The sequence below is a fragment of the Saccharopolyspora elongata genome (assembly GCF_004348985.1).
In the GTDB taxonomy this organism is placed as follows: domain Bacteria; phylum Actinomycetota; class Actinomycetes; order Mycobacteriales; family Pseudonocardiaceae; genus Saccharopolyspora; species Saccharopolyspora elongata.
Genome location: NZ_SMKW01000072.1, coordinates 22047 through 47717 on the forward strand (window position 1 = coordinate 22047; position 25671 = coordinate 47717).

Consider the following 25671-nt stretch of genomic DNA (forward strand, 5'->3'; position numbering starts at 1 on the left):
GGAAGGTTCCCATGCTCCCACCACCCCGCAGGGGTCAGTGGGCGTTGACGAACTCGCGGAGCAGGGCGTTGAACTCGCTGGGCTTCTCGCGGTTCGGCCAGTGGCCGGCGCCGGAGATCACCCGCAGCGACGCGCCCGGGATCGCGTCCGCGGCGTCGCGGGCCGCCGACACCGGCACGATGGCGTCGCGTTCGCCGTGGATCACCATCACCGGGCAGTGGATGCGGTCCAGGTGCGGGAGGTGGTTGATCCGCATCGCCCGCCGGTCGACGGCGTCGGCGTGCCAGTCGGCGAACACCGAGCCTCGCGCGCCCGCCTCGGCGACGACCTCGTCGACAATGGACTCCAGGTCCGGCACGGTCTGCGCGCCCGCGAAGAAGCCCCGCGTCAGCACCAGGCGGGCGAAGGACCGGTTGAGCCGCAACAACTTCGCGGCCAGCGGACCGGCGAAGCGGGTGCGCAGCAGCGCGTAGGTCAGGAAGTGGTGCGGCATCTTGTGCTGCATGCCGGTGCTGTCCACGAGCACGAGTCCGCGCACCCGCTGCGGATTGCGCAGCGCGAAACCGGCCGCGATGCTGCCGCCCATCGACAGGCCGACCAGGATGGCGTCCGGCACCCGCCAGGCGTCCAGCAGCCAGCGCAGCACCTCTTCGAAGGTGCGCTGGTTCGCGCTGCCGTACCACGGCATGCTGCCGCCCTGGCCGGGCAGATCCGGCGCGAACACCCGGTGGTCGGCGGCCAGCACGCCGATCGCGTGGCGCCAGGCCAGCATCGCGTTGTCCGGCCCGCCGCCGTGCAGCAGGACGATCGCCGGACCGCTGGAGCCCGCCCGGTAGAAGCGGATCTTCCCGGCCGGGAACTCGATCTGGTCGACCTCGACACCCTGGGGTGGGGCGGTCATTCGCTCTCCTCGCATTTCGTCGCAGTTCCGTGCCCGCTTCCGGCAGACGCCCGGACGCCACCGGCGTTGCCCGGTGCGGGCACACCCAACGGATCTCGGTCGAGCGCCCGGGTGTTACTCGGGACGAATATTCCCGGACGGGGATCGACGGCACCACTCGAACGGGTCGAACGGGGGGCGTGCCAGGATTCGGGTGTGAGCACCGTCTATGACTGCACCAGTCCGGACAGCCGCGAAGAGGGTCTGGCCGCCGCGGCCAACACGGTTCGCGCGGGCGGGCTGGTCGTGCTGCCCACCGACACCGTCTACGGCATCGGCGCGGACGCCTTCGACGCCAACGCAGTGCACGCCCTGCTCGCCGCCAAGGGGCGCGGCCCGGACATGCCGGTGCCGGTGCTGGTCGGCTCCTGGTCCACTGTGGATGGGCTGGTGATGTCGGTCCCGCAGCAGGCGCGGGCGCTGATCGAGGCGTTCTGGCCCGGCGGGCTGTCGCTGGTGCTGCCGCAGGCGCCGTCGCTGTCCTGGGACCTCGGCAACACCCGGGGCACGGTGAACCTGCGGATGCCGCTGCACCCGGTGGCCCTGGACCTGCTGCGCGAGGTCGGCCCGATGGCCGTCTCCAGCGCCAACCGCACCGGCCAGCCGCCGGCCGCCAGCGCCGGCGAGGCTCGCGAGCAGCTCGGCGACTCGGTGCAGATCTACCTGGACGGAGGCCCGTCCGGGGAACCGGTGGCCTCCACCATCGTCGACCTCACCCAGGGCGCGCCGCGGGTGCTGCGGGAGGGCGCCGTGAGCCTCGCCGACCTGTCCGAGGTGCTCGGTGAGGACCTCGAAGCGGACCGGTGAAACCCGTCCGAGCGCGGGCCGATAGCGTTGGCTCCGCCAGCCGCAACGTGAACAGCGATGAGGAGCGCCGGGTTTGAGCAATCCGTTCTGGGGGCTGAAGTTCGAATTCACGCGGGCCTCGGCCCCGCGCGGGTGAGCCACCGGTATGGATAACGCGTCGTGGGCTCCGAACGGGCTTCCCGCCCGTGAGTACCTGCTCGTCATGCTCACCGCCGCGGCGGCGACCTTCCTGCTGACCGGACTGGTCCGGCTGCTGGCCTTCCGGGTCGGCGCCGTCGCATATCCGCGGCAGCGCGACGTGCACGTCAAGCCGATGCCGCGGATGGGCGGGGTCGCGATGTTCGGCGGGGTGCTGGTGGCCATGTTCCTGGCCGCCAACCTGCCTACGCTGTCGCGCGGGTTCACCTACTCCAACGACATCTCGGCGGTGGTCATCGCCGGCGGGCTGATCGTCCTCGTCGGCGCGCTGGACGACCGCTTCGAGCTGGATTCCCTGACGAAGCTCGCCGGGCAGGTCACCGCCGCCGGGATCCTGGTGCTCTTCGGCGTCCAGTGGTTCGTGTTCTGGGTGCCGTGGGGCGGCACCGACGGCAACCTGGGGCAGCTCATGGTGCTGGGCAGCAACCAGGGGCAGCTGCTGACGGTGCTGCTGGTCGTGGCGATGATCAACGCGATGAACTTCGTGGACGGGCTGGACGGCCTGGCCTCCGGCATCGGCCTGGTGTCGGCCACCGCGACGTTCGTGTTCTGCCTCGCCGTGCTGGACCGGCAGAACGGCGACGTCAACGCCTACCCGCCGGCGCTGATCGCGGCCGCGGTCGCCGGCGCCTGCATGGGCTTCCTGCCGCACAACTTCCAGCCGGCCAAGATCTTCATGGGCGATTCGGGTTCGATGCTGATCGGCCTGATGCTGGCCTCCGCGACCACGTCCGCGTCCGGCCGGATGGACTACGCCCACCTGAACCCGACCGACACCATCGCGCTGCTGTCGCCGCTGCTGGTCGTCGCGGCAGTGCTGTTCGTGCCGCTGCTGGACCTCATCATGGCCGTGGTGCGCCGCACCCGGGCGGGCAAGAGCCCGTTCCACGCCGACAAGATGCACCTGCACCACCGGCTGCTGGAAATCGGGCATTCGCAGCGCCGCGCGGTGCTGCTGATCTACCTGTGGGCGGCCGTCATCGCCTTCGGCGCGGTGTCGTTGACGCTGTTCAACGCGGTCGTTGTGGCGTGGGTCGTAGGCTTGGGGGTGTTGCTGGCGGCTATCATTTCGGTGATTCCGCGTATGCGCACCCGAGCCGATCGAGAGTCCCGATGAGCGAAGCGACCGACACGCCGAACCCCGCCGAGCCGGCCGAGCCCGCTGTGAACCCGCACGCCGAAACCGTGCGCCGGCTCGCTGCGGCGATGCTGCGCACCGCCTTGTGGCCGGGTGTGGCGACGGTGGCCATCGGGGCGGTCGTGGCGACTGTGCTGGTCGGTGTGCCCGGCCTGGTCGGGGCGCTGATCGGCGGCGTTGTGGCGTTCGCCTCGTCGCTGCTGACGATCTGGCTGATGCGGTTCACCGGCGGCATGAGCCCGCACTTCGTGATGGTCGCCGCGCTCGGCGGCTACGTCGGGAAGATGATCGTGCTGCTGGTGGTGATGACGTTGCTCGGCGGCGTCGACGCGATCCACCGGGAATCGTTGGCGTTCACCATGCTGGCCACCGTGATGGTGTGGGCGGGCGCCGAGGTGGTGGCGTTCAAGCGCACCAAGATTCCCACGATCGTGCCGGGAAGCTGATTCGTCTCGACGCGGTTTCCAGGCCCCCGGCCGCTGCGCCGGACGGGTGGAAGCGGACCACATGTCGGGAGACTACCTACCCGCTGGTATCGTCCCGCCGCAGAAGCCTTCCCTGCACAGCGCGGGTCCAAGGGGCGCACGGAGGCCCCTCGATCCCACCGGGTGGGGAGGGCCCCTCCGCGTGCCAGATCGCGTATCAGGTACGTTAAGTGCAAAACGTGACGATTCCCCCGGCAGAGTGAAGTTCACCGGGAGAACCGGAAGGAGCCCAGTTGGGCGCGCTGATGCTGGCCGAGGGCGGAACATTCCAACCGCCGGGCGCCGATAGCTTTATCCTTCCGCCGATCTTCGGCGGAGTCACCAAGCCGATGGTCCTCGTCGTTCTCTCGGCGATCATCGTGGCCGCGTACTTCGTGATCGCCACCCGGAACCTGAAGCTCGTTCCGGGCAAGGGGCAGTTCGTCGCGGAGTTCGTCTACGAGTTCAGCCGCAACAAGATCGCGCGGGAACACATCGGGGCCAAGGATTTCCGTCCGTTCGTGCCGCTGATCTTCGCGCTGTTCACGTTCATCCTGGTGAACAACATCTTCGGCATCATCCCGATCATCCAGTTCCCCACGATGTCGCGGATCGGCTTCCCGCTCGCGCTGGCCGCCGTGGTGTACCTGGTGTTCCACGGTGTCGGCTTCGCGCGGCATGGATTCCTGGGCTACTTCAAGCACATCATGTTCCCGCCCGGGGTGCCGAAGCCGATCTACCTCCTGCTGTCGCCGATCGAGCTCTTCCAGAAGTTCATCGCGCAGCCGGCCGCGCTGGCGATCCGAGTGTTCGCCGCGATGTTCGCCGGTCACCTGATCCTGCTGGTGTTCACGCTCGGTGGCGAGTTCCTGCTGCTCGAGGCCGGGGCCGCGCTGAAGCCGGTCTCGCTCGTCGGGTTCGCCTTCGCCATCGCGCTGACCTTCGTCGAGGCCCTGATCCAGGTGCTGCAGGCGTACATCTTCGCGCTGCTGACCGCGAGCTTCATCGGCGCGGCGTTGTCCGAAGGCCACTGAACAAGAGACTTCGTTCCCAACAAAGGACCTGTCGATCCGCGCCGAGAAGCGGACCGAGTGAAAGGTAGTGACAGTGAGCAACATCGTTCTCGCGCAGGCCGCCGAAGCCGCGGGCAGCATCAACCCCGGTCTGGCCGCGATCGGTTACGGCCTGGGCGCCGTCGGCCCCGGTATCGGTGTCGGCCTGATCTGGGCCGCCGTCATCAACGGCACCGCCCGCCAGCCGGAGGCCCAGGGCCAGCTGCAGGGCATCGCCTGGATCTCCTTCGTTCTGGTCGAGGTGCTGGCGCTGATCGGCCTGGTCGTCTACTTCATCGCGTCCGCTGCCTGATAACGGCTCAACGCGTTGGGAGACGTTGTGGTGAAGACGCAGATGCTGCTGGCCGCCGAAGGCGAGCACAACCCGATCATCCCGGAACCCGCGGAGATCGTGGTCGGTCTGATCGCGTTCCTGCTGCTGCTGTTCGTGCTGTGGAAGTACGCGGTCCCGCGCTTCGAGAAGATCTACGCGGAGCGCAGCGAGCGGATCGAAGGCGGTATCGCCAAGGCCGAGGCCGCGCAGGCCGAGGCCCAGCGGACGCTGGAGCAGTACAAGTCGCAGCTGGCCGAGGCCCGCGCGGAAGCGGCCCGGATCCGCGATGACGCCCGCGCCGAAGGCCAGCAGATCCTGGAAGAGATGCGCACCCAGGCGCAGACCGAGTCCGAGCGGATCATCAACCAGGGCCAGACCCAGTTGGCGCACCAGCGGGCTCAGATCGTCGCCGAGCTGCGGTCGGACCTCGGCCGCCAGGCGGTCGAGCTGGCCGGCCGGATCGTCGGCGAGTCCCTGGAGGACGAGGCCCGTCGGCGGGGCACCGTCGACCGGTTCCTTGACGAGCTGGAGGCCACCTCGGCCCCGGCGTCGTCCGAATCGGCCAAGGCCTAACCGAGTGAAAGGCGCTGAGAGTTGAGCACCCTCGTGAACGCCGCGAGCCGTGAGGCGCTGGCAGCCACCGAGCTGCAGCTGCTGCAGGCCACCGATGGGGCCCAGGCTGCGGAGATCACCGGGCTCGCCGACGAGCTGTTCGGCGTGGCCGCCCTGCTGGGCCGCGAGTCCACGCTGCGGCGGGCGCTCGCCGACGCCTCCACCGACCCGCGGTCCAGGGAAGACCTGGCCCGCGGGCTGTTGGCGGACAAGCTCGGCGCGCGGGCGCTGCCGGTGGTCGTCGAGGCCGTCCGGGCCCGTTGGTCCAGCCCGAAGGACCTGGTCGACGGGCTGGAGCGGTTGGGCCGCACCGCGCTGCTGGTGCAGGCCGAGCGGGCCGGCCGGCTCGACGCCGTCGAGGACGAGCTGTTCCGGCTGGGTCGCATCATCGGCTCCCAGGTGGACCTGGAGCGGTTGCTGTCGGACCCGACCGGCGACGAGGCGGGCAAGTACGCCGTCGTCGACCAGCTCATCGAGGGCAAGGTCGAGCCGGTGACCCTGGACCTGGTCCGCCAGCTGGTGGCCCGGCCGCGCGGCCGGCGGGTCAGCGAGGGGCTGGAAGAGCTGGCCGAGCTGTCGGCGAAGCGCCGCGAGCGCTCGGTGGCGCACGTCCGGTCCGCGATCCCGCTCAGCGATGAGCAGCAGCAGCGGCTGTCGCGCACGCTGCAGCGGATCTACTCGCGGCCGATCGCCCTGCACCTGGAGGTCGACTCCGCGGTCGAGGGCGGGCTGCTGATCCGGATCGGCGACGAGGTCATCGACGGCAGCATCACGGGACGCCTGCAGTCCCTGCGGCGCGACCTCGCCGACTAAGACCACGGGCCGTAGGCCCGGGAAACCGGTGCGGCGCCCAAACCAACTCCCTTCCAAGAACTAACCGAGGGCAGGAACGAGACATGGCGGAGCTGACGATCTCGTCGGACGAGATCCGCAGTGCGATCGAGAAGTACGTCTCCAGCTACTCCCCGGAGGTCAGCCGCGAGGAGGTCGGGGTCGTCACTGATACCGGTGACGGCATCGGCCATGTCGAGGGTCTGCCTTCGGTGATGACCGAGGAGCTGCTGGAGTTCCCGGGCGGCATCTACGGTGTCGCGATGAACCTGGAAGCTCAGGAGATCGGTGCGGTCATCCTGGGTGAGTCCGAGAAGATCGAGGAAGGCCAGGAGGTCAAGCGGACCGGCAAGGTCATGTCCGTGCCGGTCGGCGACGGCTTCCTCGGCCGCGTGGTCGACCCGCTGGGCGCCCCGATCGACGGCCTCGGCGACATCGTCGCCGAGGAGCAGCGTCCCCTGGAGCTGCAGGCCGCGACGGTCGTGCAGCGGCAGGGCGTGGGCGAGCCGCTGCAGACCGGTATCAAGGCCATCGACTCGATGACCCCGATCGGCCGCGGCCAGCGCCAGCTGATCATCGGCGACCGCAAGACCGGCAAGACCACGGTCGCGGTCGACACGATCATCAACCAGAAGGGCAACTGGGACAGCGGCGACCCGCAGAAGCAGGTCCGCTGCATCTACGTCGCGATCGGCCAGAAGGGCTCCACGATCGCCGGCGTGAAGCGGTCCCTCGAGGACGCCGGGGCGATGGAGTACACCACCATCGTCGCCGCGCCGGCCTCCGACTCGCCGGGTCTGAAGTGGCTGGCCCCGTACGCCGGTTCGGCCATCGGCCAGCACTGGATGTACCAGGGCAAGCACGTCCTGATCGTCTTCGACGACCTGACCAAGCAGGCCGAGGCCTACCGGGCGATCTCGCTGCTGCTGCGCCGCCCGCCGGGCCGCGAGGCCTACCCGGGCGACGTGTTCTACCTGCACTCGCGTCTGCTGGAGCGCTGCGCGAAGCTCTCCGACGAGATGGGCGCCGGTTCGATGACGGGTCTGCCGATCATCGAGACCAAGGCCAACGACGTGTCGGCCTACATCCCGACCAACGTCATCTCCATCACCGACGGCCAGTGCTTCCTGCAGTCCGACCTGTTCAACTCGGGTCAGCGCCCGGCCATCGACGTCGGTATCTCGGTGTCGCGCGTCGGTGGTTCCGCGCAGATCAAGGCGATGCGGAAGGTCACCGGGTCGCTGAAGATCGACCTGGCGCAGTTCCGCGAGCTGGAGGCGTTCTCCGCGTTCGCCTCCGACCTGGACGCCGCGTCGAAGGCGCAGCTGGAGCGCGGTGCCCGCCTGATGGAGATCCTCAAGCAGGGCCAGGGCGCGCCGCTGCCGGTCGAGGAAGAGGTCGTGTCGCTGTTCCTGGGCACCCAGGGGCACCTCGACTCGGTGCCGGTCGCCGACGTGCGCCGCTTCGAGTCCGAGTTTCTGGCGCACCTGCGGCGCACCCACGAGTCCGTGCTGAAGGACATCGTCGAGACCAAGCAGCTCTCCGACGACGGTGTCAAGTTCATCGTGGAATCGGTGGAGGACTTCAAGAAGCAGTTCACCTCGTCCGACGGTTCCTCGGTCGCACCGGAGGAGCAGCCGGAAGCCGAGGCGCTGGCGGCCGACGAGGTGGGCCAGGAGACCGTCAAGGTCAACCGCCCCGCCCCGAAGAAGTGACCGGATAGCCATGGCTCAACTTCGGGAACTGCGAAACCGCATCCGGTCGGTCAAATCGACCCGGAAGATCACCAAGGCGCAGGAGCTGATCGCTACCTCGCGCATCATGAAGGCGCAGGCCAGGGTCGAGGCGTCTCGCCCGTACGCGGACGAGATCACCAACGTCCTGACCGCGCTGGCCGACGTGAGCACGCTGGACCACCCGCTGCTGACCGAACGCTCCAACCCGAAGCGCGCCGGCGTGCTGATCGTGACCAGCGACCGGGGCTTCTGCGGTGGCTACAACGCCAACGTGATCAAGGCGGCGGAGGAGCTGCAGTCGCTGCTGCGCGAGCAGGGCAAGACCCCCGTGCTGTACGTCATCGGCCGCAAGGGCGAGGCGTACTACCGCTTCCGGCAGCGCAAGGTCGAGGCGAGCTGGACCGGTTTCACCGACCGGCCCGCTTACACCGACGCCGCCGAGGTGGGCGAGACGCTGGTCAAGGCATTCCTGGCGGGTGCCGACGACTACCTCGACGACGGGGGCACGGACGGTACGCTGGGTGTGGATGAGCTGCACTTGGTGCACACCGAGTTCGTCTCCATGCTCACCCAGAAGCCGACGGTCAGGCGGATCGCGCCGCTTGAGGTCGAGTACGCCGAAGAGCCTACGAAGACCCTCAAGTCGACGTACGAGTTCGAACCGGACGCGGAGGCCCTGCTCCGGGCCCTGCTGCCGAAGTACATCAAGACCCGCCTGTTCGCCGGTCTGCTGGATGCAGCGGCGTCCGAGCACGCTGCCCGCCGTACGGCTATGAAGTCGGCGACGGACAACGCGGACGAATTGATCCGCAACCTCAGCCGTGAGGCAAACCAGGCTCGCCAGGCCCAGATCACCCAAGAAATCAGCGAGATCGTCGGTGGTGTCGAGGCGCTCTCGTCAGCAGGAAGTGAGTGACATGACCGCTACTGCCACTAGCACTGCTACGGGCACTGGCCGCGTCGTCCGGGTTCTCGGCCCGGTCGTGGACGTCGAGTTTCCGCGAGACCAGGTGCCGGACCTCTACAACGCGCTCTCCGTGGACATCACTGCGGAAGGCATGGCCAAGACGCTGACGCTGGAGGTCGCCCAGCACCTGGGTGACAGCGTCGTGCGGACGATCTCGATGCAGCCGACCCAGGGTCTGGTGCGCGGCGTGGCCGTGACCGACTCCGGCGCGGGCATCTCGGTGCCGGTCGGCGACGTCGTCAAGGGCCACGTGTTCAACGCCTTGGGCCACTGCCTCGATGAGCCGGGCTACGGCTCGGACGCCGAGCGCTGGACGATCCACCGCAAGGCACCGGCCTTCGACAAGCTCGAAGGCCGGACCGAGATGCTGGAGACCGGCATCAAGGTGATCGACCTGCTCACCCCGTACGTGCAGGGTGGCAAGATCGGTCTGTTCGGTGGCGCCGGTGTCGGCAAGACCGTTCTGATCCAGGAGATGATCCGACGGGTCGCCAAGAACTTCGGTGGCACCTCGGTTTTCGCCGGTGTCGGTGAGCGCACCCGTGAGGGCAACGACCTCTGGGTGGAGATGGCGGAGTCCGGCGTGCTCGCCGACACCGCGCTGGTCTTCGGCCAGATGGACGAGCCGCCGGGCACCCGTATGCGGGTCGCGCTGTCCGCGCTGACGATGGCGGAGTACTTCCGCGACGTGCAGAACCAGGACGTGCTGCTGTTCATCGACAACATCTTCCGGTTCACCCAGGCCGGCCAGGAGGTTTCGACCCTGCTGGGCCGGATGCCGTCCGCGGTGGGTTACCAGCCGACGCTGGCCGACGAGATGGGTGAGCTGCAGGAGCGGATCACCTCGACGCAGGGTCGCTCGATCACCTCGATGCAGGCGATCTACGTGCCCGCGGACGACTACACCGACCCGGCCCCGGCGACGACCTTCGCCCACCTGGACGCGACGACCGAGCTTTCCCGGCCGATCTCGCAGAAGGGCATTTACCCGGCGGTGGACCCGCTGTCGTCCAGCTCCACCATCCTCGACCCGGCCATCGTCGGCGAGGAGCACTACCGGGTGGCGCAGGAGGTCAAGCGGATCCTGCAGAAGTACAAGGAACTGCAGGACATCATCGCCATCCTCGGTATGGACGAGCTGTCCGAAGAGGACAAGGTGACGGTGCAGCGGGCGCGTCGCATCGAGCGCTACCTGTCGCAGAACTTCTTCGTGGCCAAGCAGTTCACCGGCCAGGAGGGCTCCTTCGTTCCGCTGAAGGAGACCATCGAGGCGTTCGACAAGCTCTGCAAGGGCGACTTCGACCACTACCCGGAGCAGGCGTTCCTATCCATCGGTGGTCTCGACGACCTGGAGCAGGCGTACAAGAAGCTCACCGAGAAGTGAGCGCCGGGCCCCGCTGAAGGGGTCGGCAGACCGGCAACGGGGTCGGGGTCCGCGCGGACCCCGACCCCGCTTGCGAAAGCACCACCACAAGGCATTATCAGCCCGGCCAGTCACGATCGCCCTGGTGGCACCGGATAGACTGCGGGCACACACCCGACAAAGGAGACGCGCGTGGCCAACATGTCCGTCCAACTGGTCGCCGTCGAGCGCCGCCTGTGGTCCGGGGAGGCGACCGCGGTGGTCGCGCAGACCACCGAGGGAGAGATCGGCATCCTGCCCGGGCACGAGCCGCTGCTCGGCGAGCTGATCGAGGGTGGTGTGGTGCGCATCACCACCACCGAGAAGGAGACCGTCACGGCCGCGGTGCACGGTGGTTTCCTGTCGGTCACCGCGGACGGGGTGAGCGTGCTGGCGGAGTCCGCGGAGCTCGCCTCCGAGATCGACGTGGAGCAGGCCCGCGCGGACGTCAAGAGCGCCGACGAACAGGCCCGAGCACGGGCCTTGAGCCGATTGCGAGCGGCCGGCCACTCGGCCTGATCCGGGCCGCGCATGGGTTCCCCGGTCTTGTTGCTGGCAGCGGCCTTCGGGCTGCTGGTGATCGCTGCCCTGGTAGTCGGGGCGCTCGCGTGGCGGCGGCTGCGGGAACTGCGCGTCGGGGGCATCGACGTGGCGCTGCGCGCCAGCAAGGACGGCGGTGGCCGCGGCTGGCACCTGGGTGTCGCGCACTACCGGGGCGAGGAGTTCACCTGGTATCGCGTGCTCAGCCTGCGGTCCGGGCCGAACTGGGTGATCAACCGCCGGGACGTGGAGATCGCGCGGCGCCGCGAGCCGTCGATGGCCGAGGCGTATGCGATGCCGTCCGGATCGACGGTCCTCGACCTGACCGGCCCGGAGCTGGAGCTGGCGATGAACACCGACGCCCTGACCGGCTTCCTGTCCTGGCTCGAATCGGCCCCACCGGGCCGGTCGGTGCCCTGGGCATCCTGAAACGACCAGCGGGGTCCGCTACCGGGCCCCGCTTTTTCGTGCGCCGAAACCGGTGCGCTGACCAGGGTTCTAAGCTGCGGGAATGCGCATCGAGACGGTCGAGTACGACCACCCCGACGCCAAGAGGTTGATCGACGAGCTCCAGCGGGAGTACGTCGTGCGCTACGGCGAGGAAGACCTGACGCCGGTGGACCCCGTCGAGTTCCGGTCGCCCGGTGGCCTGTTCCTGCTCGGCTACGTCGACGCCCGCGCGGTCGCCTCCGGCGGGTGGCGGGTCCAGGACGGCGACGGGCCTGGTTTCCGGGACGGCGACGCCGAGCTCAAGCGGATGTACATCGCTCCCGATGCGCGTGGGAACGGGTTGGCGCGGCGGATGCTCGCCGAACTGGAGAACACCGCCGCGCTGGCCGGCCGCAAGCGCATCGTGCTGGAGACCGGCACCCGGCAGCCGGAGGCGATCGGCCTCTACGCCTCCTCCGGCTACACGGAGATCGAGAAGTTCGGGGTGTACCGCGACGACCCGCTGAGCAGGTGCTTCGGCAAGGATCTCTAGGCGTTGCCGCCCGGGCGCCAGAGCACGTCGCCGTCCGGGTTCGCCACCCTGGCGAGGATGAACAGCAGGTCCGAAAGCCGGTTCAGGTACTTGGCGGGCAGCGGCGAGGTGCGCTCGCCGTCGGCTTCCTGCAGCGCCCACGCGGACCGCTCGGCGCGCCGGGCCACGCACCGGGCCTGGTGCAGCAGCGCGCCGCCGGGGGTGCCGCCGGGGAGGATGAAGGAGTCCAGCTTGCCCAGGCGCGCGTTGAACTCGTCGCACCAGCCTTCGAGGCGGTCGACGTAGGTCTGGGTGATGCGCAGCGGCGGGTACTTCGGGCTTTCGGCGACCGGCGTGGAGAGGTCCGCCCCCACGTCGAACAGGTCGTTCTGCACCGCCCGCAGCACCTCGACGACGTCGTCGGCGAGCTGCGCGGTGGCCAACGCCACGCCGAGCACGGAGTTCGTCTCGTCCACGTCCGCGTAGGCGATGAGCCGCGGATCGGTCTTGTGCACCTTGGAGTTGTCCGACAACCGCGTCGTGCCCGAGTCGCCGGCCCGCGTGTAGATCTTCGTCAGGTGGACAGCCATGCCGTCAGCCTAGGCGGAGCCGGCCGTGTCCTGTCGGGCGTGACAGGAAGGTTCCCATGCTCCAGTTCTGCGGGGCCGGAGTGACAGGAAGGTTCCCATGCTCGCTCCGATGCAACCCGCTCCGATGGCGGTGGGGGGTGGGCCGTAACCTCGATGCTCGTGAGTGAGCACTTCCGGGTACACGGCGGGGCGCGCCTCGTCGGCGAGGTCGACGTCGTCGGGGCGAAGAACAGCGTGCTGAAGCTGATGGCCGCGGCGCTGCTGGCGGAGGGCACGACGACAATCGTCAACTGCCCGGAGATCCTCGACGTTCCGCTGATGGCCGACGTGCTGCGCAGCCTCGGCTGCGAGGTGTCGATCGATGGCGGCACCGTGCACATCACGACTCCGGCGGCGATCAGCCACGAGGCCATTTCCCCGTCGATGGGCAAGCTGCGCGCGTCGGTGTGCGTGCTGGGGCCGCTGGTCGCCCGGTGCCGTCGTGCCGTCGTGACGCTGCCCGGCGGCGACGCGATCGGTTCCCGCCCGCTGGACATGCACCAGAACGGGCTGCGGCAGCTCGGTGCGACCAGCCACATCGAGCACGGCGCGGTGGTGGCCGAGGCGGAGAACCTGCGCGGCGCCCAGATCTGGCTGGACTTCCCCAGCGTGGGCGCGACCGAGAACATCCTGATGGCCGCCGTGCTGGCCGAAGGCACCACCGTGATCGACAACGCGGCGCGGGAGCCGGAGATCGTCGACCTCTGCGTGATGCTGCAGCAGATGGGCGCCAAGATCGAAGGTGCCGGCACCTCTACGTTGACGGTGCACGGGGTGTCCTCGCTCAAGGCGGTCGAGCACCGCGTGATCGGGGACCGGATCGTCGGCGCGACCTGGGCGTTCGCCGCCGCTGCGACCCGCGGCGACATCATGGTGCGCGGTGTCGACCCGCGGCACGTGAACCTGGTGCTGGAGAAGCTGCGCAGCGCCGGGGCGGAGGTCACCACGTCCGAGGAGAGCTTCCGCGTGGTGATGCACGGCCGCCCGCACGCGGTGGACTTCGTGACGCTGCCGTACCCGGGTTTCCCGACGGACCTGCAGCCGATGGCGCTGGCGTTGTCGGCGGTCGCCGATGGCACCTCGATGATCACCGAGAACCTGTTCGAGTCCAGGTTCCGCTTCATCGAGGAGCTGGTCCGGATGGGCGCCGACGCCCGCACCGACGGGCACCACGCGGTGGTGCGCGGCCTGGAGCGGCTGTCCAGCGCCCCGGTGTGGGCCACCGACATCCGCGCCGGGGTGGGCCTGGTGCTCGCCGGGCTGTGCGCGGACGGTTCGACCGAGGTGTGGGACGTGTTCCACATCGACCGCGGCTACCCGAACTTCGTGGAGAACCTGCGCGGCCTGGGCGCCGAAATCGAACGCGTGACCGACTGAGCTGCGGTACACCCGTTCGGGCGTGACCATGGGCGAGGACCCTGCTCCCGCGTTGAAGGGGCGATGGTCATGGCGAGCAGAGGGTGGACGCGAAGAGATTTCCTGAAGGGCTCCTGCGCCGCGGCGGGCGCACTCGTGCTGGGCGGGTGCGCGCGCACCGGCGGGGGCGGGGCCGGCGGTGATCCGCTCGAAGCGGCTCGCAGCTCCGGCACCATCCAGGTCGGCATCGCAGGCGAAGCGCCTTACGGCTTCACCGACGCGGCCGGCCGGGTCACCGGCGAGGCGCCGGAGGTGGCGCGCGCGGTGTTCCGCGGCTTGGGCGTCAACGACGTGCAGGCATCGCAGGTCGATTTCAACCAGTTGATCCCGGCGCTGAACGCGGGCAAGTTCAGCGTGGTCGCGGCGGGCATGTTCATCACTCCCGAGCGCTGCAAGAACGCGGCGTTCTCGATCCCGGACTACCTGGCGCCGACGGCGTTCCTGGTCCCGAGGGGAAACCCGGAGGGCGTCGCCACGTTCGAAGACGTGGTGAGGAAGAAGCTGCAGCTCGCGGTGCTCAGCGGGGCGGTGGAGAAGGGCTACGCGCAGCGGCTGGGCGTGCCCGATTCGCAGGTGCAGGTCTTCGACACGCAGAACGCGCTGCTGCAGGCGGTCCTCAACAAGCGCGCCTACTGCGCCGCGTTGACCAACATCTCGCTCAACGACGTGGTGAAGAAGAACCCGGGCGCGCAGGTCGAGGTCACCAAGGGCTTCACGCCGGTGATCAACGGCAAGGCCGAGGTGCAGGCGGGCGCGTTCGTGTTCCGTTCGTCGGACACCGCGCTGCGCGACGCGTTCAACATCGAGCTGAAGAAGCTGCACGACAGCGGCGAGTGGGTGCGCATCACCGAGCCGTTCGGCTTCACCAGCGACAACCTGCCACCGGCCGACGTGACCACGGAGGCGTTGTGCGCCGGTAGGTGATCCCGGCGACGGGAGGCGACATGTCCGGGAACGTCTCGCACTTCCTCTCGGTCCTGCTGCAAGGTGTGCCGGCGACGGTGATCGCGACGCTGTGCGGCATCGCGCTGTGCGTCGTGCTGTCGTTCGCGGCCGGGCTCGGCATGCTGTCGCCGTGGCGGTGGGTGCGCGTCATCGCCCGCAGCTACGTCGAAGTCTGGCGCGGCACATCTGAAGTGGTGCAGCTGTTCTGGATCTTCTTCGCGCTGCCGCTGCTGGTCGGCTTCGAGCTGCTGCCGCTGTGGGCGGGCATCCTCGTGCTCGGCCTGAACCACGGCGCGTACGGCGGCGAGATCGTGCGCGGCGCGGTGCGGGCGGTGCCGAAGGAACAGCACGAGTGCGCGGTCGCGCTGAGCTTCGGCCCGGCGCAGCGGATGTGGCGGGTGATCCTGCCGCAGGCGGTGGTGGAGATGATCCCGCCGTTCAACAACCTGTTCATCCAGCTGCTGAAGAGCAGTGCGCTGCTGTCGCTGATCTTCGTGCACGACATCACCTACCAGGGCCGGGACGTCCTCGAACCGAACTTCACCGGCCAGACCGCGCTGATCTACCTGCTGATGCTGGCGCTGTACCTGGTGCTGGCGCTGCTGATCACGGCGGTGATGCGGGCGCTGGAGAAGCGGGCCGCAGCGGCCGTCGGCCGCGAGCCAGTAGCGCCGTCGAAGGCGCTCGGCCGAGCCGAAGGCGGGGCGGTCTAGTTGATCTGGGACTGGGAGTTCACCGGACGGATCATCCCGGACATCCTGCGCGGCCTGGTGGTGACGTTCGAGGCGACGTTGCTGGGTTCGATCGTGGCCTTCGCGCTCGGCCTCGTCCTGGCGCTGTTGCGGCGATCCCGGATCCGGCTGGTCAGCGGGGCGGTCTGGGTGCTCATCGAGTTCGTCCGAAGCACGCCGCTGCTGGTGCAGCTGTACTTCCTGTTCAACGTGCTGCCCGGAATCGGCGTGAGGTTCTCCTCGCTGACCACCGGCGTGATCGGCCTCGGTGTGCACTACGCCTGCTACACCGCGGAGGTCTACCGAGCCGGGATCGAGGGCGTACCGCGAGGCCAGTGGGAGGCGGCGACGGCGTTGAGCCTGCCCACCCGCCGGGTGTGGACGAGCGTGATCCTCCCGCAGGCGATCCCGCGGGTGCTGCCGGCGCTGGGCAACTACACGATCTCGATGTTCAAGGAAACGCCGCTGCTGCTGGCGATCGGGGTACTCGACCTGGTGGGAGCGGCGCAGGAAGCCGGGGCGGAGGCCTACCGGTACGTCGAGCCGCTGACCTTGGCGGGCATCTGCTTCCTGCTGCTCAGCTACCCGTCGTCGCTGCTGGTGCGGAGGTTGGAAAGTCGTGTCGGGATCTGACGCGGGCCACGACATGATCCGGTTCGACCGCGTGGTCAAGCGGTTCGGCGACAACGTGGTGCTGGACGAGCTGGACTTCGCGGTGCGGCCGGGCGAGCGGGTCACGCTGATCGGGCCCAGCGGATCGGGCAAGACGACGATCCTGCGGCTGCTGATGACGCTGGAACGGGTCGACGGCGGCACCATCCACGTCGGCGAGGACTGCCTGACCCACGTGCGCCGGGGCGGACGGCTGGTGCCCGCCGACGAGAAGCACCTGAGGAAGGTGCGCAGGCGGATCGGCATGGTGTTCCAGCAGTTCAACCTGTTCCCGAACATGCGGGTGCTGCGCAACATCACCGAAGCACCGGTCCACGTGCTCGGCCGGTCCACTGAGGACGCCGAGCGGCGGGCGCGGGAACTGCTGGACGTGGTGGGCCTGGCGGACAAGATCGACGCCTATCCCACGCAGCTTTCCGGCGGCCAGCAGCAGCGGGTGGCGATCGCGCGGGCGCTGGCGATGAGCCCGGACGTGCTGCTGCTGGACGAGATCACCTCGGCCCTGGATCCGGAGCTGGCCGCCGAGGTGCTGGACGTGCTGCGAGATCTGGCGCGCACCAGCGACATCACGATGCTGTGCGTGACGCACGCGATGAAGTTCGCCCGCGACGTCTCGCACCGGGTGCTGATGTTCGACGCGGGCAAGATCGTCGAGGACAAGCCGCCCGCCGAGCTGTTCGAGAATCCGGAGCAGGAGCGCACCCGGGCGTTCCTGCGGTCGGTGCTCGACGAGGCCTGACCGGTACCTGTCGGAGCCGACGGTCAAGGTCCGCGGCAGGTTCCGGAGCAGGTCAGGCCGGGTTCCGGCGTTCGTGCAGGAGAAGCAGGGTGTATGCGGCGATCGACTGCGCATCGGTGATCTCACCTGCGGCGATCATCGCCTCGAACTCGCTCCGGGAGAACCAGGCGGCGCGCATGTCCTGCTCCTCCAGCTCGCGCTCGTGCTCGCCGGAGGTGAGCCCGGTGGCCAGGAACGCCCGGCCTCGCTGGCTGGTGAGCCCGGGAGCCACATCGAGGACGCCGATGTCGACGAGCTTCTCGGCCCGTAGTCCGGTTTCCTCGCGCAGCTCCCGCGCGGCCAGCTCGGTGGGCGCGACGTCGAGCCGATCGGGAGCGGTGCCCTGCGGGAATTCCCAACGCCGCAAGCCCAACGGGTAGCGGAACTGCTCCACGAGGTGGAGCCGATCGCCGTCGAGCGGGATCACCAAGGCGTAGTTGGGCTTGTCGACCACGCCGTAGATCCCGTCCGAGCCGTCGGCCCGGCGAATGCCGTCCTCGCGAACGGTCATCCACGAGTTGGCGTAAACCTCGCGGCTGCTCGTCTGCTGCATGAGCCCATGATGCCGCACGCAGCACCCCCAGCGGCCCGGATCAGCCTGAGGGCGCGCTCGCATGACCACGCGACGACGCCAGGTGCCGGTCAACGATCGCGCGGTGCCGGGCGGGCAGTGCTCTGCCGCCTGGCCTGGGTGTTCGTCTGGGGTCCACTGTGGGCGGTGGGATGAATTCGGGTCGCCCGTCGTGCATGGTGATGTCCCAGCGCTGGTTGTGGAGCGTGCGGTGGTGGTGTGCGCAGAGCATGACCATGTTGTTCAGGTCTGTTGCTCCGCCGTCGACCCAATGCTGAACGTGGTGCGCTTCAGGAGTCCCCGGCGGATGGTCGCATCCAGGGAACGCGCACACGCCATCCCGCCGAAGCAACGCGGCGCGAATGTGGGTGGGTGCGGTTCGTTTCGCCCTGCCGACATCAAGCGGCAGGCTGTCGCCGCTGAGGACGATGGGTAGGATTTCGGCGTCGCAGGCGATGCGGCGTGCGTTGTGGGCGGTGATGGCGCGTTCGGTGTTGAGTGTGCCGGGCATGCCGTCCTCGCCGATGAACCCCAAGCCCCGCTTGAGGTCCTCGAAGTCGATGGCGATGGTCATCTGCGGCCGTTGCCCGCCGGTACGAGGCATCCCGTCGTGGTCCAGTGCCAAATCCAGCAATGCCGCGAACCCATCGGCGTTGCGCTGCCCCGCAGTGCGGGGATCTTTCTCCCCGTCGATCTCGGGCCGGGGTGCGGCAAGAGGCTCGATCAACGCAGCGAACTTCGCACCCGTCTCGCGGTCCAGCTTCGCCTTGATGACGGTCATGCCATCCCGGGTGGTGCCGTAGTGGAGCTCGCGTGCTTCGTGCTGGGCTTCCTCGTCGCGGAACGCACCGTCCTGATCCAGGAGGTAGCGGATGCGTTCGGCGAGTTTCTCCAACTCTCTCGGCGACATCGTCCGCGCATACCCGGCAAGGGTTGATTCGACCTCGGTGACCTGGTGGCAGCGGGCGTACTCGGGCAAACGCCGGATTCCGTTGACGATGACGCGCGCGTGGTCCAGTCCGATCGCGCCCTCGGCCAAGGCGGCGGCGGTGTCGGGGAGGTCGGGAGGCATGAGCTCGCCGTGGAAGGTTTGCCGGTCCTCGACGTTGCGGGCGACTGTGACACGCGTTTTCGCGTCACGCGGGTCGATGTTGAGCAGTCCTTGCAGCCAGACGTGCAGTGATCGGGCGGTGGTTTCGGTGTGGATGGCCCGGTGGTCGGCTTCGGCGATGTATTGGAGCTGTTCCCACATCATCACCCGCATCTCCTTCTCCAGTTCTTGGATGCGGGTAGCGAGTTCGGTGTCGGTGCAGGACACCGCCGACCACGGACCAGCAAGGTCCCCGGTCGCATCATGGGTGTTCAGTAGCGGTGTCATGCCACAATTGTCCCGCACTCGAACTCGTGTTCGCACTGTTTTTAGGGTCGCTTGATCAGGTGAAACGCCCCGCCCAAGGCCGCGAAAACCGTGCCATGTCAAGGGAAACGGTCACGACACGCCGAAGGCGACCCCATCCACCACCAAAACCACCGCGCCACCATCGGCCGTACGCCAACAGCTGGGAGCGACGGTCGCTTTCCCGCGAAATCGCGCCATCTCCACAACGGCCGGACCCCTGCGACGGATCAACCCGAAACCAAAACCCCACCAGCCCTGACCAACCCGAAAACGGCCACCCCGCAACGCAAGCCGCCACCCCGCCAGCCCACTCCGGGCCATCCCTGCGATAAAAAGCCCCCACGATCTACTCATCGCGGGGATGGCCCAAAGCACACCGAACCCCAAAAAGTCCCAACCCCTCCAATCCCCCAGCCCAAACCCGGCGAACCGAACCACAAGCTGAGAACCTCGAACCACGACCCGAGCAAGAGGAGCGAGCCCGAGTGCCCCACCCCTGGTGGCGAAGCGCGGTGACGTACCAGATCTACCCCTGCAGCTTCGCCGACTCGAACGCCGACGGGATCGGCGATCTCCCGGGGCTGACGTCCAGGTTGGACCACCTCGCCTGGCTGGGCGTGGATGCGATCTGGCTGACGCCCTGCTACCCGTCGCGGTGGGTCGACGGCGGCTACGACATCACCGACCACCGCGGCATCGACCCGAGCCTGGGCACCCTGCGGGACTTCGACCGGATGGTGGCAGCCGCGCACGGGCTCGGCATCCGGGTGCTGATCGACCTAGTGCCGAACCACACCTCGGACCGGCACGAGTGGTTCCGGCGGGCCCTGGCCGCCGGGCCCGGTTCGCCGGAGCGCGACCGGTACGTCTTCCGCAACGGCCGGGGGCCGGGCGGGACGCGTCCGCCGAGCGGCTGGGAGTCGCGGTTCGGCGGCAGCGCCTGGACGCGGGTGGCGGACGGCCAGTGGTACCTGCACCTGTTCGCCCCGGAGCAGCCCGACCTCAACTGGGCGAATCCGGAGGTGCGCGCCGAGTTCCTGGACATCCTGCGGTTCTGGGGGCGCCGCGGTGTCGACGGTTTCCGGGTGGACGTGGCCGCGGCGCTGGTCAAGGACCTGCGTGAGCCGTTGCGGGAGGTCCTCGGCGGGGAGGGCAGCACCGGGCTGGACGACTTCGCCGCCAACCCCGACCACCCGTTCCTGGACCGGCCCGAGGTGCACGACGTGTACCGCGAGTGGAACCGGGTGTTCCACGAGTTCGACCCGCCGCTGGTAGGGGTGGCCGAGGTGTGGGCGCGCAGCGACCGGCGGGTCCGCTACATCAGGCCCGGCGAGCTGCAGCAGGCCTTCGACTTCGAGTTCCTGCGGGTGCGCTGGCGGGCGGCGGAGTACCGGCGGGTCGTGTCGGGGTCGATCGCGGGAGCATCGTCAGTGGGAACCGTGGCGACCTGGGTGCTGGCCAACCACGACGTGGTGCGGCAGGTGTCCGCGCTGGGGCTGCCCGCAGACGTCGACCTGCGGGTCTGGCTGGCGTCGGGCGGAACCGAACCGCCCGTGGACCTGGAGCTGGGCACCAGGCGGGCGCGCGCGGCGATCTTGTTCGCGCTGGCGTTGCCCGGCTCCGCGTACCTGTACCAGGGCGAGGAGCTCGGGCTGCCGGAGGTCGCGGACTTGCCCGCGGAGGTCCTGCGGGACCCGAAGTGGGCGCGTTCCCGGCAGAAGGTGAAGGGGCGCGACGGCTGCCGGGTGCCGCTGCCGTGGACCCGCGGCGGGGTGTCCTTCGGGTTCGGCGACGCGCCGCCGTGGCTCCCTCAACCCGCCGACTGGGGCGGCTACTCGGTGGAGGCGCAGCGCGGTGACCCCGGCTCGATGCTGGAGCTCTACCGCGCCGCGCTGCGGCTTCGGCGCGGGTTCAGCGGCGACGAGAGGTTCGGCTGGGACGACCGCCACGACGCCGGCGACGTCCTGGCGTTCCGGCGGGGCAAGGACGTCCTGGTCCTGGTCAACACCGGCCCCGCGGCCGTCCCGCTCCCGCCGGGGGACGTTCTGCTGTCGAGCGCCCCGCTCGAAGGGGGCTTCCTCCCCGCCGACACCACCGTGTGGCTACGCCTGCCCTGACGAAAGCATGGGAACCTTCCTGTCACCCGCACCACGGCTTCGGTGGGCCGGGAGTGACAGGAAGGTTCCCATGCTCACTTCGCGGGTTCGGTGTTGCGCTCGTTGAGCCGGGACCTGCGGCGGCCGTAGCCGAAGTACACCGCCAGGCCGATCGCCGACCAGATCGCGAAGGTCACCCAGGTGACCGCGTCGAGGCCGAAGATCAGGTACACGCACAGGGCGAGGCCGAGCAGCGGCACCACCGGCATCAGTGGGGTGCGGAAGCTGCGCGGCAGGTCGGGCCGGGTGCGGCGGAGCACCAGGACACCGATGTTGACCAGCCCGAACGCGACCAGGGTGCCGATGCTGGTGGCCTCGGCGAGCTGGTTGAGCGGCACGACGGCGGCGAGCAGCGCCACCACGGTGCCGACCACCACGGTGTTCCGGGCGGGCACCGCGCGCCGGTTCACCTTGGACAGCATTCCCGGCATCAGGCCGTCGCGGGACATCGACACCAGGATCCGGGTCTGGCCGTACAGCACGGTCAGCACGACCGAGGCGATGGCGACGACCGCGCCGAACGCGAGCACCACCGAGGGCCAGCCCTGGCCGGTCACGATGCGCAGTGCGGCGGCCAGCGAGGCGTCGGATTCGCCGAGCGCGCCGACGCCCACCGCGCCGACGGCGGCGAAGGCGACCAGGACGTAGATGGCGGTGACGATGGCCAGCGACAGGATGATCGCGCGGGGCAGGTCGCGGGACGGGTTGCGGGCTTCTTCACCGGCGGTGGACGCCGCGTCGAAGCCGATGAACGAGAAGAACACCGCCGAGGCGCCCACGGAGATGCCGGCGAATCCCGCCGGGGCGAACGGCGTCATGTTCTCGGAGCGGAACGCCGTGATCGCCACGGCGAAGAAGAACACCAGCACCGCGATCTTGAGCAGGGTGGTGATCGTGGTGGCTCGGGCGCTCTCCCGCACGCCCAGCAGCAGGACGCCCATGGCGAGCAGCACGATCAGCGCGGCGGGGAAGTTGAACACGCCGCCGTCGCCGGGCGGAGCGGCGAAGATTTCGGGGATGGTGACGCCGATCGTGCCCTGCAGGAACTCGTTCAGGTAGCCGCCCCAGCCGACCGCGACCGCGGCGACCGACACCCCGTACTCCAGCAGCAGGCACCAGCCGCAGATCCAGGCGACGAGCTCGCCGAGCGTGGCGTAGGTGTAGGAGTAGGCCGAGCCGGACACCGGCACGCTGCCCGCGAGCTCGGCGTAGGACAGCGCGGAGCAGAGCGCGGCCACGCCGGCCAGCACGAACGAGAGGACCACGGCGGGTCCGGCGGCTGGCGCGGCTTCGGCGAGCACCACGAAGATCCCGGTACCGAGGGTCGCGCCGACCGACAGCGCCACGAGCGGTACCAGGCCGAGGGTCCGGTGCAGCTGGGAGCGCGAGCCGTCGTCGGCGAGTTGCTCGGCGGGTTTGACGCGCAGCAGGGTTCGGGCGAAGGACACGGGGCGTAACGGTATCTCGCTCAGCGGGAAGAACGAGGTCCGGCCCGGTGCGCCCCGGGGGTGCTCGACTTCTGGATCGACGCCCGTACTCTGTGCCGGGTGCGACTTGTCATTGCCCGCTGCCAGGTGGACTACGTCGGCCGGCTCACCGCGCACCTGCCCATGGCGCAGCGCCTGCTGCTGGTCAAGGCCGATGGGTCGGTGTCGGTCCACTCCGACGACCGCGCCTACAAGCCGTTGAACTGGATGAGCCCGCCGTGCTGGCTGATCGAGGATCCCGGCGTGTGGACCGTGCAGAACAAGGCCGGCGAGAAGCTGGTGATCAGCATCGAAGAGGTGCTGCACGACTCCAAGCACGAGCTGGGCGTGGAGCCGGGTCTGGTCAAGGACGGCGTCGAGGCGCACCTGCAGGAGTTGCTCGCCGCGCACGTCACGACCCTCGGCGACGGCTGGTCTTTGGTGCGCCGCGAGTACCCGACCGCGATCGGCCCGGTGGACCTGATGTGCCGGGACGCCGCCGGGGCGAGCGTGGCGGTCGAGATCAAGCGGCGCGGCGAGATCGACGGCGTCGAGCAGCTGACCCGCTACCTGGAGCTGCTGAACCGGGATCCGCTGCTGGCGCCGGTGGCCGGGGTGTTCGCGGCGCAGCAGATCAAGCCACAGGCCCGCACCCTGGCCGAGGACCGCGGGATCCGCTGCGTGGTGCTGGACTACGACCAGCTGCGCGGCATCGAGCCGGACGAGTACCGGCTGTTCTGAGTCACCTTTCCGGGGCACCGCGGGCGTTGTCGGCCCGCGGGTGACAGGAAGGTTCCCATGCTCACCAGGCGCGAAGCGGCCTTGATCAGGCGGTTTTGATCGCGTTGCCGTCGACGAGGTGGTCGGCGCCCGCGGTGCTCGCCGCGTGCGGGGAGGCCAGGAAGGCGACCAGCGCGGCGACCTCCGCCGGTTCGACGAGCCGGCCGGTGGTCATGCCCGCTTCGGCGGGGAGTTGGGCGAGCAGTTGGTCGAGGGGGACTCCCAGCGCTTCGGCCATCGCCGCGCCGTGCCCGTCCGCCGCTTCCCACATCGCCGTGCGCGCCGGGCCGGGGGAGACGGTGTTGACCCGCACGCCCTTCGGTCCGACCTCCGCGGCGAGCGCCTTGCCGAAGGCGGTCAGCGCCGCCTTGGCGGTGGCGTAGGGCATCGGTCCGGAGTGCGGCACCCGGGCGCTGATCGACGAGATGTTGACGATCGAGCCCCGGCGACGCAGCAGGCTGGGCAGCGCCGCGCGGGTGGTGCGGACCGCGCTGAAGAAGTTCAGGTCGAAGGTCCGCTGCCACTCGTCTTCGGTGAGGTCGGCGAGGCCGCCGAGCAGCCCGCCGTCGCCGCCGCCGACGTTGTTGACGAGCAGGTCCAGTTCGCCCACGTCGGCGAGGGCTTGTTCGACTAGGTTCGCCGGGCCGTCCGGTGTGGACAGGTCGGCGGTGCGGCCGATCGCGCCGGTCGCCGCGAGTTCCGGCGTGATCGTGCGCGCCGCGGCGACGACCCGCACGCCTTCGGCGGCGAGCGCGGACACGACCGCCAGCCCGATGCCGCGGCTGGCGCCCGTCACGAGCGCGGTCTTGCCGGTCAACTGCAGGTCCATGCTCCGACTCCCTGTTGCATCAATGTTGATGCGGCAGACCATATAGATGCGACATAGATGTCGCAAGTAACTGGTGAACTAGTACTTCCGTGTAGTGTTTCGGTGGTTTTTGGGAGGTGGTTGTGGCGCGAGCGATGCGTGCGGACTCCGAGCGGACCGCGCGGGGGATCCTGGAGGCGGCCGAACGCGTGCTCCGCGAGGACCCGGCGGCGTCGATGGGACAGATCGCCGAGGCGGCCGGGGTCGCGCGCACGACGGTGCACCGGCGCTTCGCCAGCCGGGAGGCGCTGGTGGAGGCGATGGCCACCTGGGCGGCCCAGCAGTTCCGCGACGCGGTCGAGGCCGCGCGCCCGGCCGGTGCGCCGCCGCTGGTCGCGCTGCACCAGGTCACCGCCAACGTGTTGCGGGTGAAGGTCGACTGGGGATTCGCGATGAGCCGGGCGATCACCGGCGAGGTCTCGCGCATCCACGGCGAGGTGCGGCGGGCTTGCACCGGGCTGATGGAGCGCGCCAGGGACGCCGGCGTGCTGCGCGCGGACGTCGACCTGGAGTGGGTGCGGCGGGTCTACTACGCGCTGATCCACGAGGCCGCCGAGGAGGGCAAGGCGGGCGCCGACACGGATGAGATGGCCGCGCTCGTCGTGGATACCCTGCTGAAAGGCGTTGGCGCGTAGCGAGATCCGCGTCAGCCGCGGTCCGGCTTGCCGTGGCAGCACGGCCGCAGCCGCGTGGTGGTCCACGGGGTCAGCAGCCGGGCGAGGTTCCGCCAGAACTGCTCCGACCGGTCGCGGACGCGTTGTGCGTCGTTCGCGGGCCGGTCGTTCGGGTCCGTCGCCAGTCCGTCGATGATCGCCAGATCGATCCGGGCGTTCACAGCTCCACCCCCGTCGCTGCGCATGTGCCAACAGTGACGGTACCGGTCACATTCCGTTGCGGGGAGCGGATTTTCGCATATCACTCGCATGGCCGTGCCGGGTCGCGCGGCTCGTCACGCCCCGTGTGTCGCGAGGCGCGCGAACGGGCCGCCCGTCCGGCGGGAATCGCCTGATCGATTTAGTGTCGAGTTCCAACGAAATGATATCGGAGCGATGTGATCCGCCCCACTGTGCGGTACTGTCCGGCTGCTGTCGCGAGTGTGGTGGTTGTCGTTCGACTTTGTTGGGTCTGGAGGTGGCGTGGCGGTGCTGCTAGCTCAGGGTCAGCTGCTGGATGCCAACGCGGTGGATTACGCGTTGTTGGCGTTGTACTTCGTTTTTGTGCTGGGTATCGGGTATCTGGCGCGGCGAGCGGTTTCCACCAGTTTGGATTTTTTCCTGT

At 69.2% G+C, this 25671-nt stretch carries 28 protein-coding genes; 21 read left to right on the forward strand and 7 right to left on the reverse strand.

Translation table 11 applies throughout. The features are described from left to right. Window positions 1-34 precede the first annotated feature (34 nt). Window positions 35-901 carry an alpha/beta fold hydrolase gene (locus E1288_RS36030; RefSeq protein WP_132493163.1) on the reverse strand — a complete coding sequence of 289 codons (867 nt, stop codon included), beginning with the start codon at window positions 899-901 and terminating at the stop codon, window positions 35-37. Window positions 902-1096: 195 nt separating this feature from the next. Here E1288_RS36030 and E1288_RS36035 point away from each other — a divergent pair, with 195 nt between their 5' ends. The 13 genes from E1288_RS36035 to E1288_RS36095 all read left to right on the forward strand — a co-directional run bounded on the left by E1288_RS36035 (window position 1097) and on the right by E1288_RS36095 (window position 12003). After that, window positions 1097-1747 (forward strand): L-threonylcarbamoyladenylate synthase, encoded by a 651-nt coding sequence (locus E1288_RS36035; protein WP_132493164.1) that lies wholly within the window; start codon window positions 1097-1099, stop codon window positions 1745-1747. Window positions 1748-1892: 145 nt separating this feature from the next. Beyond that, window positions 1893-3062 carry a glycosyltransferase family 4 protein gene (locus E1288_RS36040; RefSeq protein WP_132493165.1) on the forward strand — a complete coding sequence of 390 codons (1170 nt, stop codon included), beginning with the start codon at window positions 1893-1895 and terminating at the stop codon, window positions 3060-3062. Beyond that, complete coding sequence (locus tag E1288_RS36045; protein ID WP_132493166.1) at window positions 3059-3529, forward strand: hypothetical protein; 471 nt, start codon at window positions 3059-3061, stop codon at window positions 3527-3529. Before E1288_RS36040 ends, E1288_RS36045 begins: the two co-directional genes overlap by 4 nt. 272 nt (window positions 3530-3801) lie before the next feature. Continuing rightward, window positions 3802-4581, forward strand: coding sequence for a F0F1 ATP synthase subunit A (atpB, locus tag E1288_RS36050; RefSeq protein WP_132493167.1), 780 nt, complete (start codon window positions 3802-3804; stop codon window positions 4579-4581). A 73-nt stretch (window positions 4582-4654) separates the two neighbouring features. Next, on the forward strand, window positions 4655-4912 hold the full coding sequence (locus tag E1288_RS36055) for an ATP synthase subunit c family protein (protein WP_029534827.1): 258 nt from the start codon (window positions 4655-4657) through the stop codon (window positions 4910-4912). A 30-nt stretch (window positions 4913-4942) separates the two neighbouring features. Beyond that, the gene (locus tag E1288_RS36060) at window positions 4943-5506 is read left to right on the forward strand and encodes a F0F1 ATP synthase subunit B (RefSeq protein WP_132493189.1); all 564 of its coding nucleotides are present in this window, start codon (window positions 4943-4945) and stop codon (window positions 5504-5506) included. 21 nt (window positions 5507-5527) lie between these two features. Beyond that, window positions 5528-6358: a F0F1 ATP synthase subunit delta gene (locus E1288_RS36065; protein ID WP_132493168.1), complete on the forward strand. Its 831-nt coding sequence runs from the start codon at window positions 5528-5530 to the stop codon at window positions 6356-6358. An 83-nt stretch (window positions 6359-6441) separates the two neighbouring features. Further along, window positions 6442-8091, forward strand: a complete 1650-nt coding sequence (gene atpA, locus E1288_RS36070; RefSeq protein ID WP_132493169.1) for a F0F1 ATP synthase subunit alpha — start codon at window positions 6442-6444, stop codon at window positions 8089-8091. Between the two features lie 10 nt (window positions 8092-8101). Beyond that, complete coding sequence (locus tag E1288_RS36075) at window positions 8102-9028, forward strand: F0F1 ATP synthase subunit gamma (RefSeq protein WP_132493170.1); 927 nt, start codon at window positions 8102-8104, stop codon at window positions 9026-9028. A 1-nt stretch (window position 9029) separates the two neighbouring features. Then, window positions 9030-10463, forward strand: coding sequence for a F0F1 ATP synthase subunit beta (gene atpD, locus E1288_RS36080; protein ID WP_132493171.1), 1434 nt, complete (start codon window positions 9030-9032; stop codon window positions 10461-10463). A 171-nt stretch (window positions 10464-10634) separates the two neighbouring features. Then, complete coding sequence (locus E1288_RS36085; RefSeq protein WP_132493172.1) at window positions 10635-11000, forward strand: F0F1 ATP synthase subunit epsilon; 366 nt, start codon at window positions 10635-10637, stop codon at window positions 10998-11000. A gap of 12 nt (window positions 11001-11012) precedes the next feature. Then, complete coding sequence (locus tag E1288_RS36090) at window positions 11013-11450, forward strand: DUF2550 domain-containing protein (protein ID WP_132493173.1); 438 nt, start codon at window positions 11013-11015, stop codon at window positions 11448-11450. A gap of 82 nt (window positions 11451-11532) precedes the next feature. Beyond that, window positions 11533-12003 carry a GNAT family N-acetyltransferase gene (locus tag E1288_RS36095; RefSeq protein ID WP_132493174.1) on the forward strand — a complete coding sequence of 157 codons (471 nt, stop codon included), beginning with the start codon at window positions 11533-11535 and terminating at the stop codon, window positions 12001-12003. Here the strand turns inward: E1288_RS36095 and E1288_RS36100 are convergent. Next, window positions 12000-12572: a cob(I)yrinic acid a,c-diamide adenosyltransferase gene (locus tag E1288_RS36100; protein ID WP_132493175.1), complete on the reverse strand. Its 573-nt coding sequence runs from the start codon at window positions 12570-12572 to the stop codon at window positions 12000-12002. The genes E1288_RS36095 and E1288_RS36100 overlap by 4 nt on opposite strands. Window positions 12573-12731: 159 nt before the next feature. On the opposite strand from E1288_RS36100, the gene murA reads away from it, so the two are divergent. The 5 genes from murA (at window position 12732) to ehuA (ending at window position 17114) form a co-directional block, all read left to right on the forward strand. Continuing rightward, on the forward strand, window positions 12732-13988 hold the full coding sequence (gene murA / locus E1288_RS36105) for a UDP-N-acetylglucosamine 1-carboxyvinyltransferase (RefSeq protein ID WP_132493176.1): 1257 nt from the start codon (window positions 12732-12734) through the stop codon (window positions 13986-13988). Between the two features lie 69 nt (window positions 13989-14057). After that, entirely contained in the window at window positions 14058-14951 is an 894-nt protein-coding gene (gene ehuB, locus E1288_RS36110) for an ectoine/hydroxyectoine ABC transporter substrate-binding protein EhuB (RefSeq protein WP_132493177.1), read from the forward strand. Window positions 14952-14971: 20 nt separating this feature from the next. Beyond that, entirely contained in the window at window positions 14972-15685 is a 714-nt protein-coding gene (gene ehuC, locus E1288_RS36115; RefSeq protein WP_132493178.1) for an ectoine/hydroxyectoine ABC transporter permease subunit EhuC, read from the forward strand. Next, window positions 15686-16336, forward strand: a complete 651-nt coding sequence (ehuD, locus tag E1288_RS36120) for an ectoine/hydroxyectoine ABC transporter permease subunit EhuD (RefSeq protein ID WP_132493179.1) — start codon at window positions 15686-15688, stop codon at window positions 16334-16336. Window positions 16337-16349: 13 nt separating this feature from the next. Beyond that, on the forward strand, window positions 16350-17114 hold the full coding sequence (gene ehuA / locus E1288_RS36125; protein WP_093271119.1) for an ectoine/hydroxyectoine ABC transporter ATP-binding protein EhuA: 765 nt from the start codon (window positions 16350-16352) through the stop codon (window positions 17112-17114). Window positions 17115-17166: 52 nt separating this feature from the next. Here ehuA and E1288_RS36130 read toward each other — a convergent pair whose 3' ends face one another. Together E1288_RS36130 and E1288_RS36135 are read right to left on the reverse strand one after the other, a co-directional pair. Then, window positions 17167-17706: an NUDIX domain-containing protein gene (locus E1288_RS36130; protein ID WP_132493180.1), complete on the reverse strand. Its 540-nt coding sequence runs from the start codon at window positions 17704-17706 to the stop codon at window positions 17167-17169. 40 nt (window positions 17707-17746) lie between these two features. Continuing rightward, the gene (locus E1288_RS36135; protein ID WP_132493181.1) at window positions 17747-19102 is read right to left on the reverse strand and encodes an HNH endonuclease signature motif containing protein; all 1356 of its coding nucleotides are present in this window, start codon (window positions 19100-19102) and stop codon (window positions 17747-17749) included. 506 nt (window positions 19103-19608) lie between these two features. On the opposite strand from E1288_RS36135, the gene E1288_RS36140 reads away from it, so the two are divergent. Then, on the forward strand, window positions 19609-21240 hold the full coding sequence (locus tag E1288_RS36140; RefSeq protein ID WP_132493182.1) for a glycoside hydrolase family 13 protein: 1632 nt from the start codon (window positions 19609-19611) through the stop codon (window positions 21238-21240). A gap of 74 nt (window positions 21241-21314) precedes the next feature. Here E1288_RS36140 and E1288_RS36145 read toward each other — a convergent pair whose 3' ends face one another. Further along, window positions 21315-22727, reverse strand: a complete 1413-nt coding sequence (locus tag E1288_RS36145; RefSeq protein ID WP_132493183.1) for an amino acid permease — start codon at window positions 22725-22727, stop codon at window positions 21315-21317. 99 nt (window positions 22728-22826) lie between these two features. Between E1288_RS36145 and nucS the strand changes: the two genes are divergently transcribed. Continuing rightward, the gene (nucS, locus tag E1288_RS36150; RefSeq protein ID WP_132493184.1) at window positions 22827-23486 is read left to right on the forward strand and encodes an endonuclease NucS; all 660 of its coding nucleotides are present in this window, start codon (window positions 22827-22829) and stop codon (window positions 23484-23486) included. An 85-nt stretch (window positions 23487-23571) separates the two neighbouring features. Here the strand turns inward: nucS and E1288_RS36155 are convergent, their stop codons facing one another. After that, on the reverse strand, window positions 23572-24354 hold the full coding sequence (locus tag E1288_RS36155; protein ID WP_132493185.1) for an SDR family oxidoreductase: 783 nt from the start codon (window positions 24352-24354) through the stop codon (window positions 23572-23574). A gap of 134 nt (window positions 24355-24488) precedes the next feature. On the opposite strand from E1288_RS36155, the gene E1288_RS36160 reads away from it, so the two are divergent. Then, on the forward strand, window positions 24489-25028 hold the full coding sequence (locus tag E1288_RS36160) for a TetR/AcrR family transcriptional regulator (protein WP_132493186.1): 540 nt from the start codon (window positions 24489-24491) through the stop codon (window positions 25026-25028). An 11-nt stretch (window positions 25029-25039) separates the two neighbouring features. Here E1288_RS36160 and E1288_RS36165 read toward each other — a convergent pair whose 3' ends face one another. Continuing rightward, a complete protein-coding gene (locus E1288_RS36165) occupies window positions 25040-25252 on the reverse strand; it encodes a hypothetical protein (protein WP_132493187.1) in 213 nt (70 codons plus the stop codon). Between the last annotated feature and the right edge of the window lie 419 nt (window positions 25253-25671).

Coding starts and splice junctions, on each gene's coding strand:
- E1288_RS36160 (WP_132493186.1), top strand. CDS start 24,489: ATGCGTGCGGACTCCGAGCGGACCGCGCGGGGGATCCTGGAGGCGGCC.
- E1288_RS36135 (WP_132493181.1), bottom strand. CDS start 19,102: ATGACACCGCTACTGAACACCCATGATGCGACCGGGGACCTTGCTGGT.
- E1288_RS36100 (WP_132493175.1), bottom strand. CDS start 12,572: ATGGCTGTCCACCTGACGAAGATCTACACGCGGGCCGGCGACTCGGGC.
- E1288_RS36075 (WP_132493170.1), top strand. CDS start 8,102: ATGGCTCAACTTCGGGAACTGCGAAACCGCATCCGGTCGGTCAAATCG.
- E1288_RS36130 (WP_132493180.1), bottom strand. CDS start 17,706: ATGCAGCAGACGAGCAGCCGCGAGGTTTACGCCAACTCGTGGATGACC.
- ehuA (WP_093271119.1), top strand. CDS start 16,350: ATGATCCGGTTCGACCGCGTGGTCAAGCGGTTCGGCGACAACGTGGTG.
- E1288_RS36155 (WP_132493185.1), bottom strand. CDS start 24,354: ATGGACCTGCAGTTGACCGGCAAGACCGCGCTCGTGACGGGCGCCAGC.
- E1288_RS36090 (WP_132493173.1), top strand. CDS start 11,013: ATGGGTTCCCCGGTCTTGTTGCTGGCAGCGGCCTTCGGGCTGCTGGTG.
- E1288_RS36165 (WP_132493187.1), bottom strand. CDS start 25,252: ATGCGCAGCGACGGGGGTGGAGCTGTGAACGCCCGGATCGATCTGGCG.
- E1288_RS36030 (WP_132493163.1), bottom strand. CDS start 901: ATGACCGCCCCACCCCAGGGTGTCGAGGTCGACCAGATCGAGTTCCCG.
- atpA (WP_132493169.1), top strand. CDS start 6,442: ATGGCGGAGCTGACGATCTCGTCGGACGAGATCCGCAGTGCGATCGAG.
- E1288_RS36095 (WP_132493174.1), top strand. CDS start 11,533: ATGCGCATCGAGACGGTCGAGTACGACCACCCCGACGCCAAGAGGTTG.
- E1288_RS36045 (WP_132493166.1), top strand. CDS start 3,059: ATGAGCGAAGCGACCGACACGCCGAACCCCGCCGAGCCGGCCGAGCCC.
- ehuB (WP_132493177.1), top strand. CDS start 14,058: ATGGCGAGCAGAGGGTGGACGCGAAGAGATTTCCTGAAGGGCTCCTGC.
- atpD (WP_132493171.1), top strand. CDS start 9,030: ATGACCGCTACTGCCACTAGCACTGCTACGGGCACTGGCCGCGTCGTC.
- E1288_RS36040 (WP_132493165.1), top strand. CDS start 1,893: ATGGATAACGCGTCGTGGGCTCCGAACGGGCTTCCCGCCCGTGAGTAC.
- ehuC (WP_132493178.1), top strand. CDS start 14,972: ATGTCCGGGAACGTCTCGCACTTCCTCTCGGTCCTGCTGCAAGGTGTG.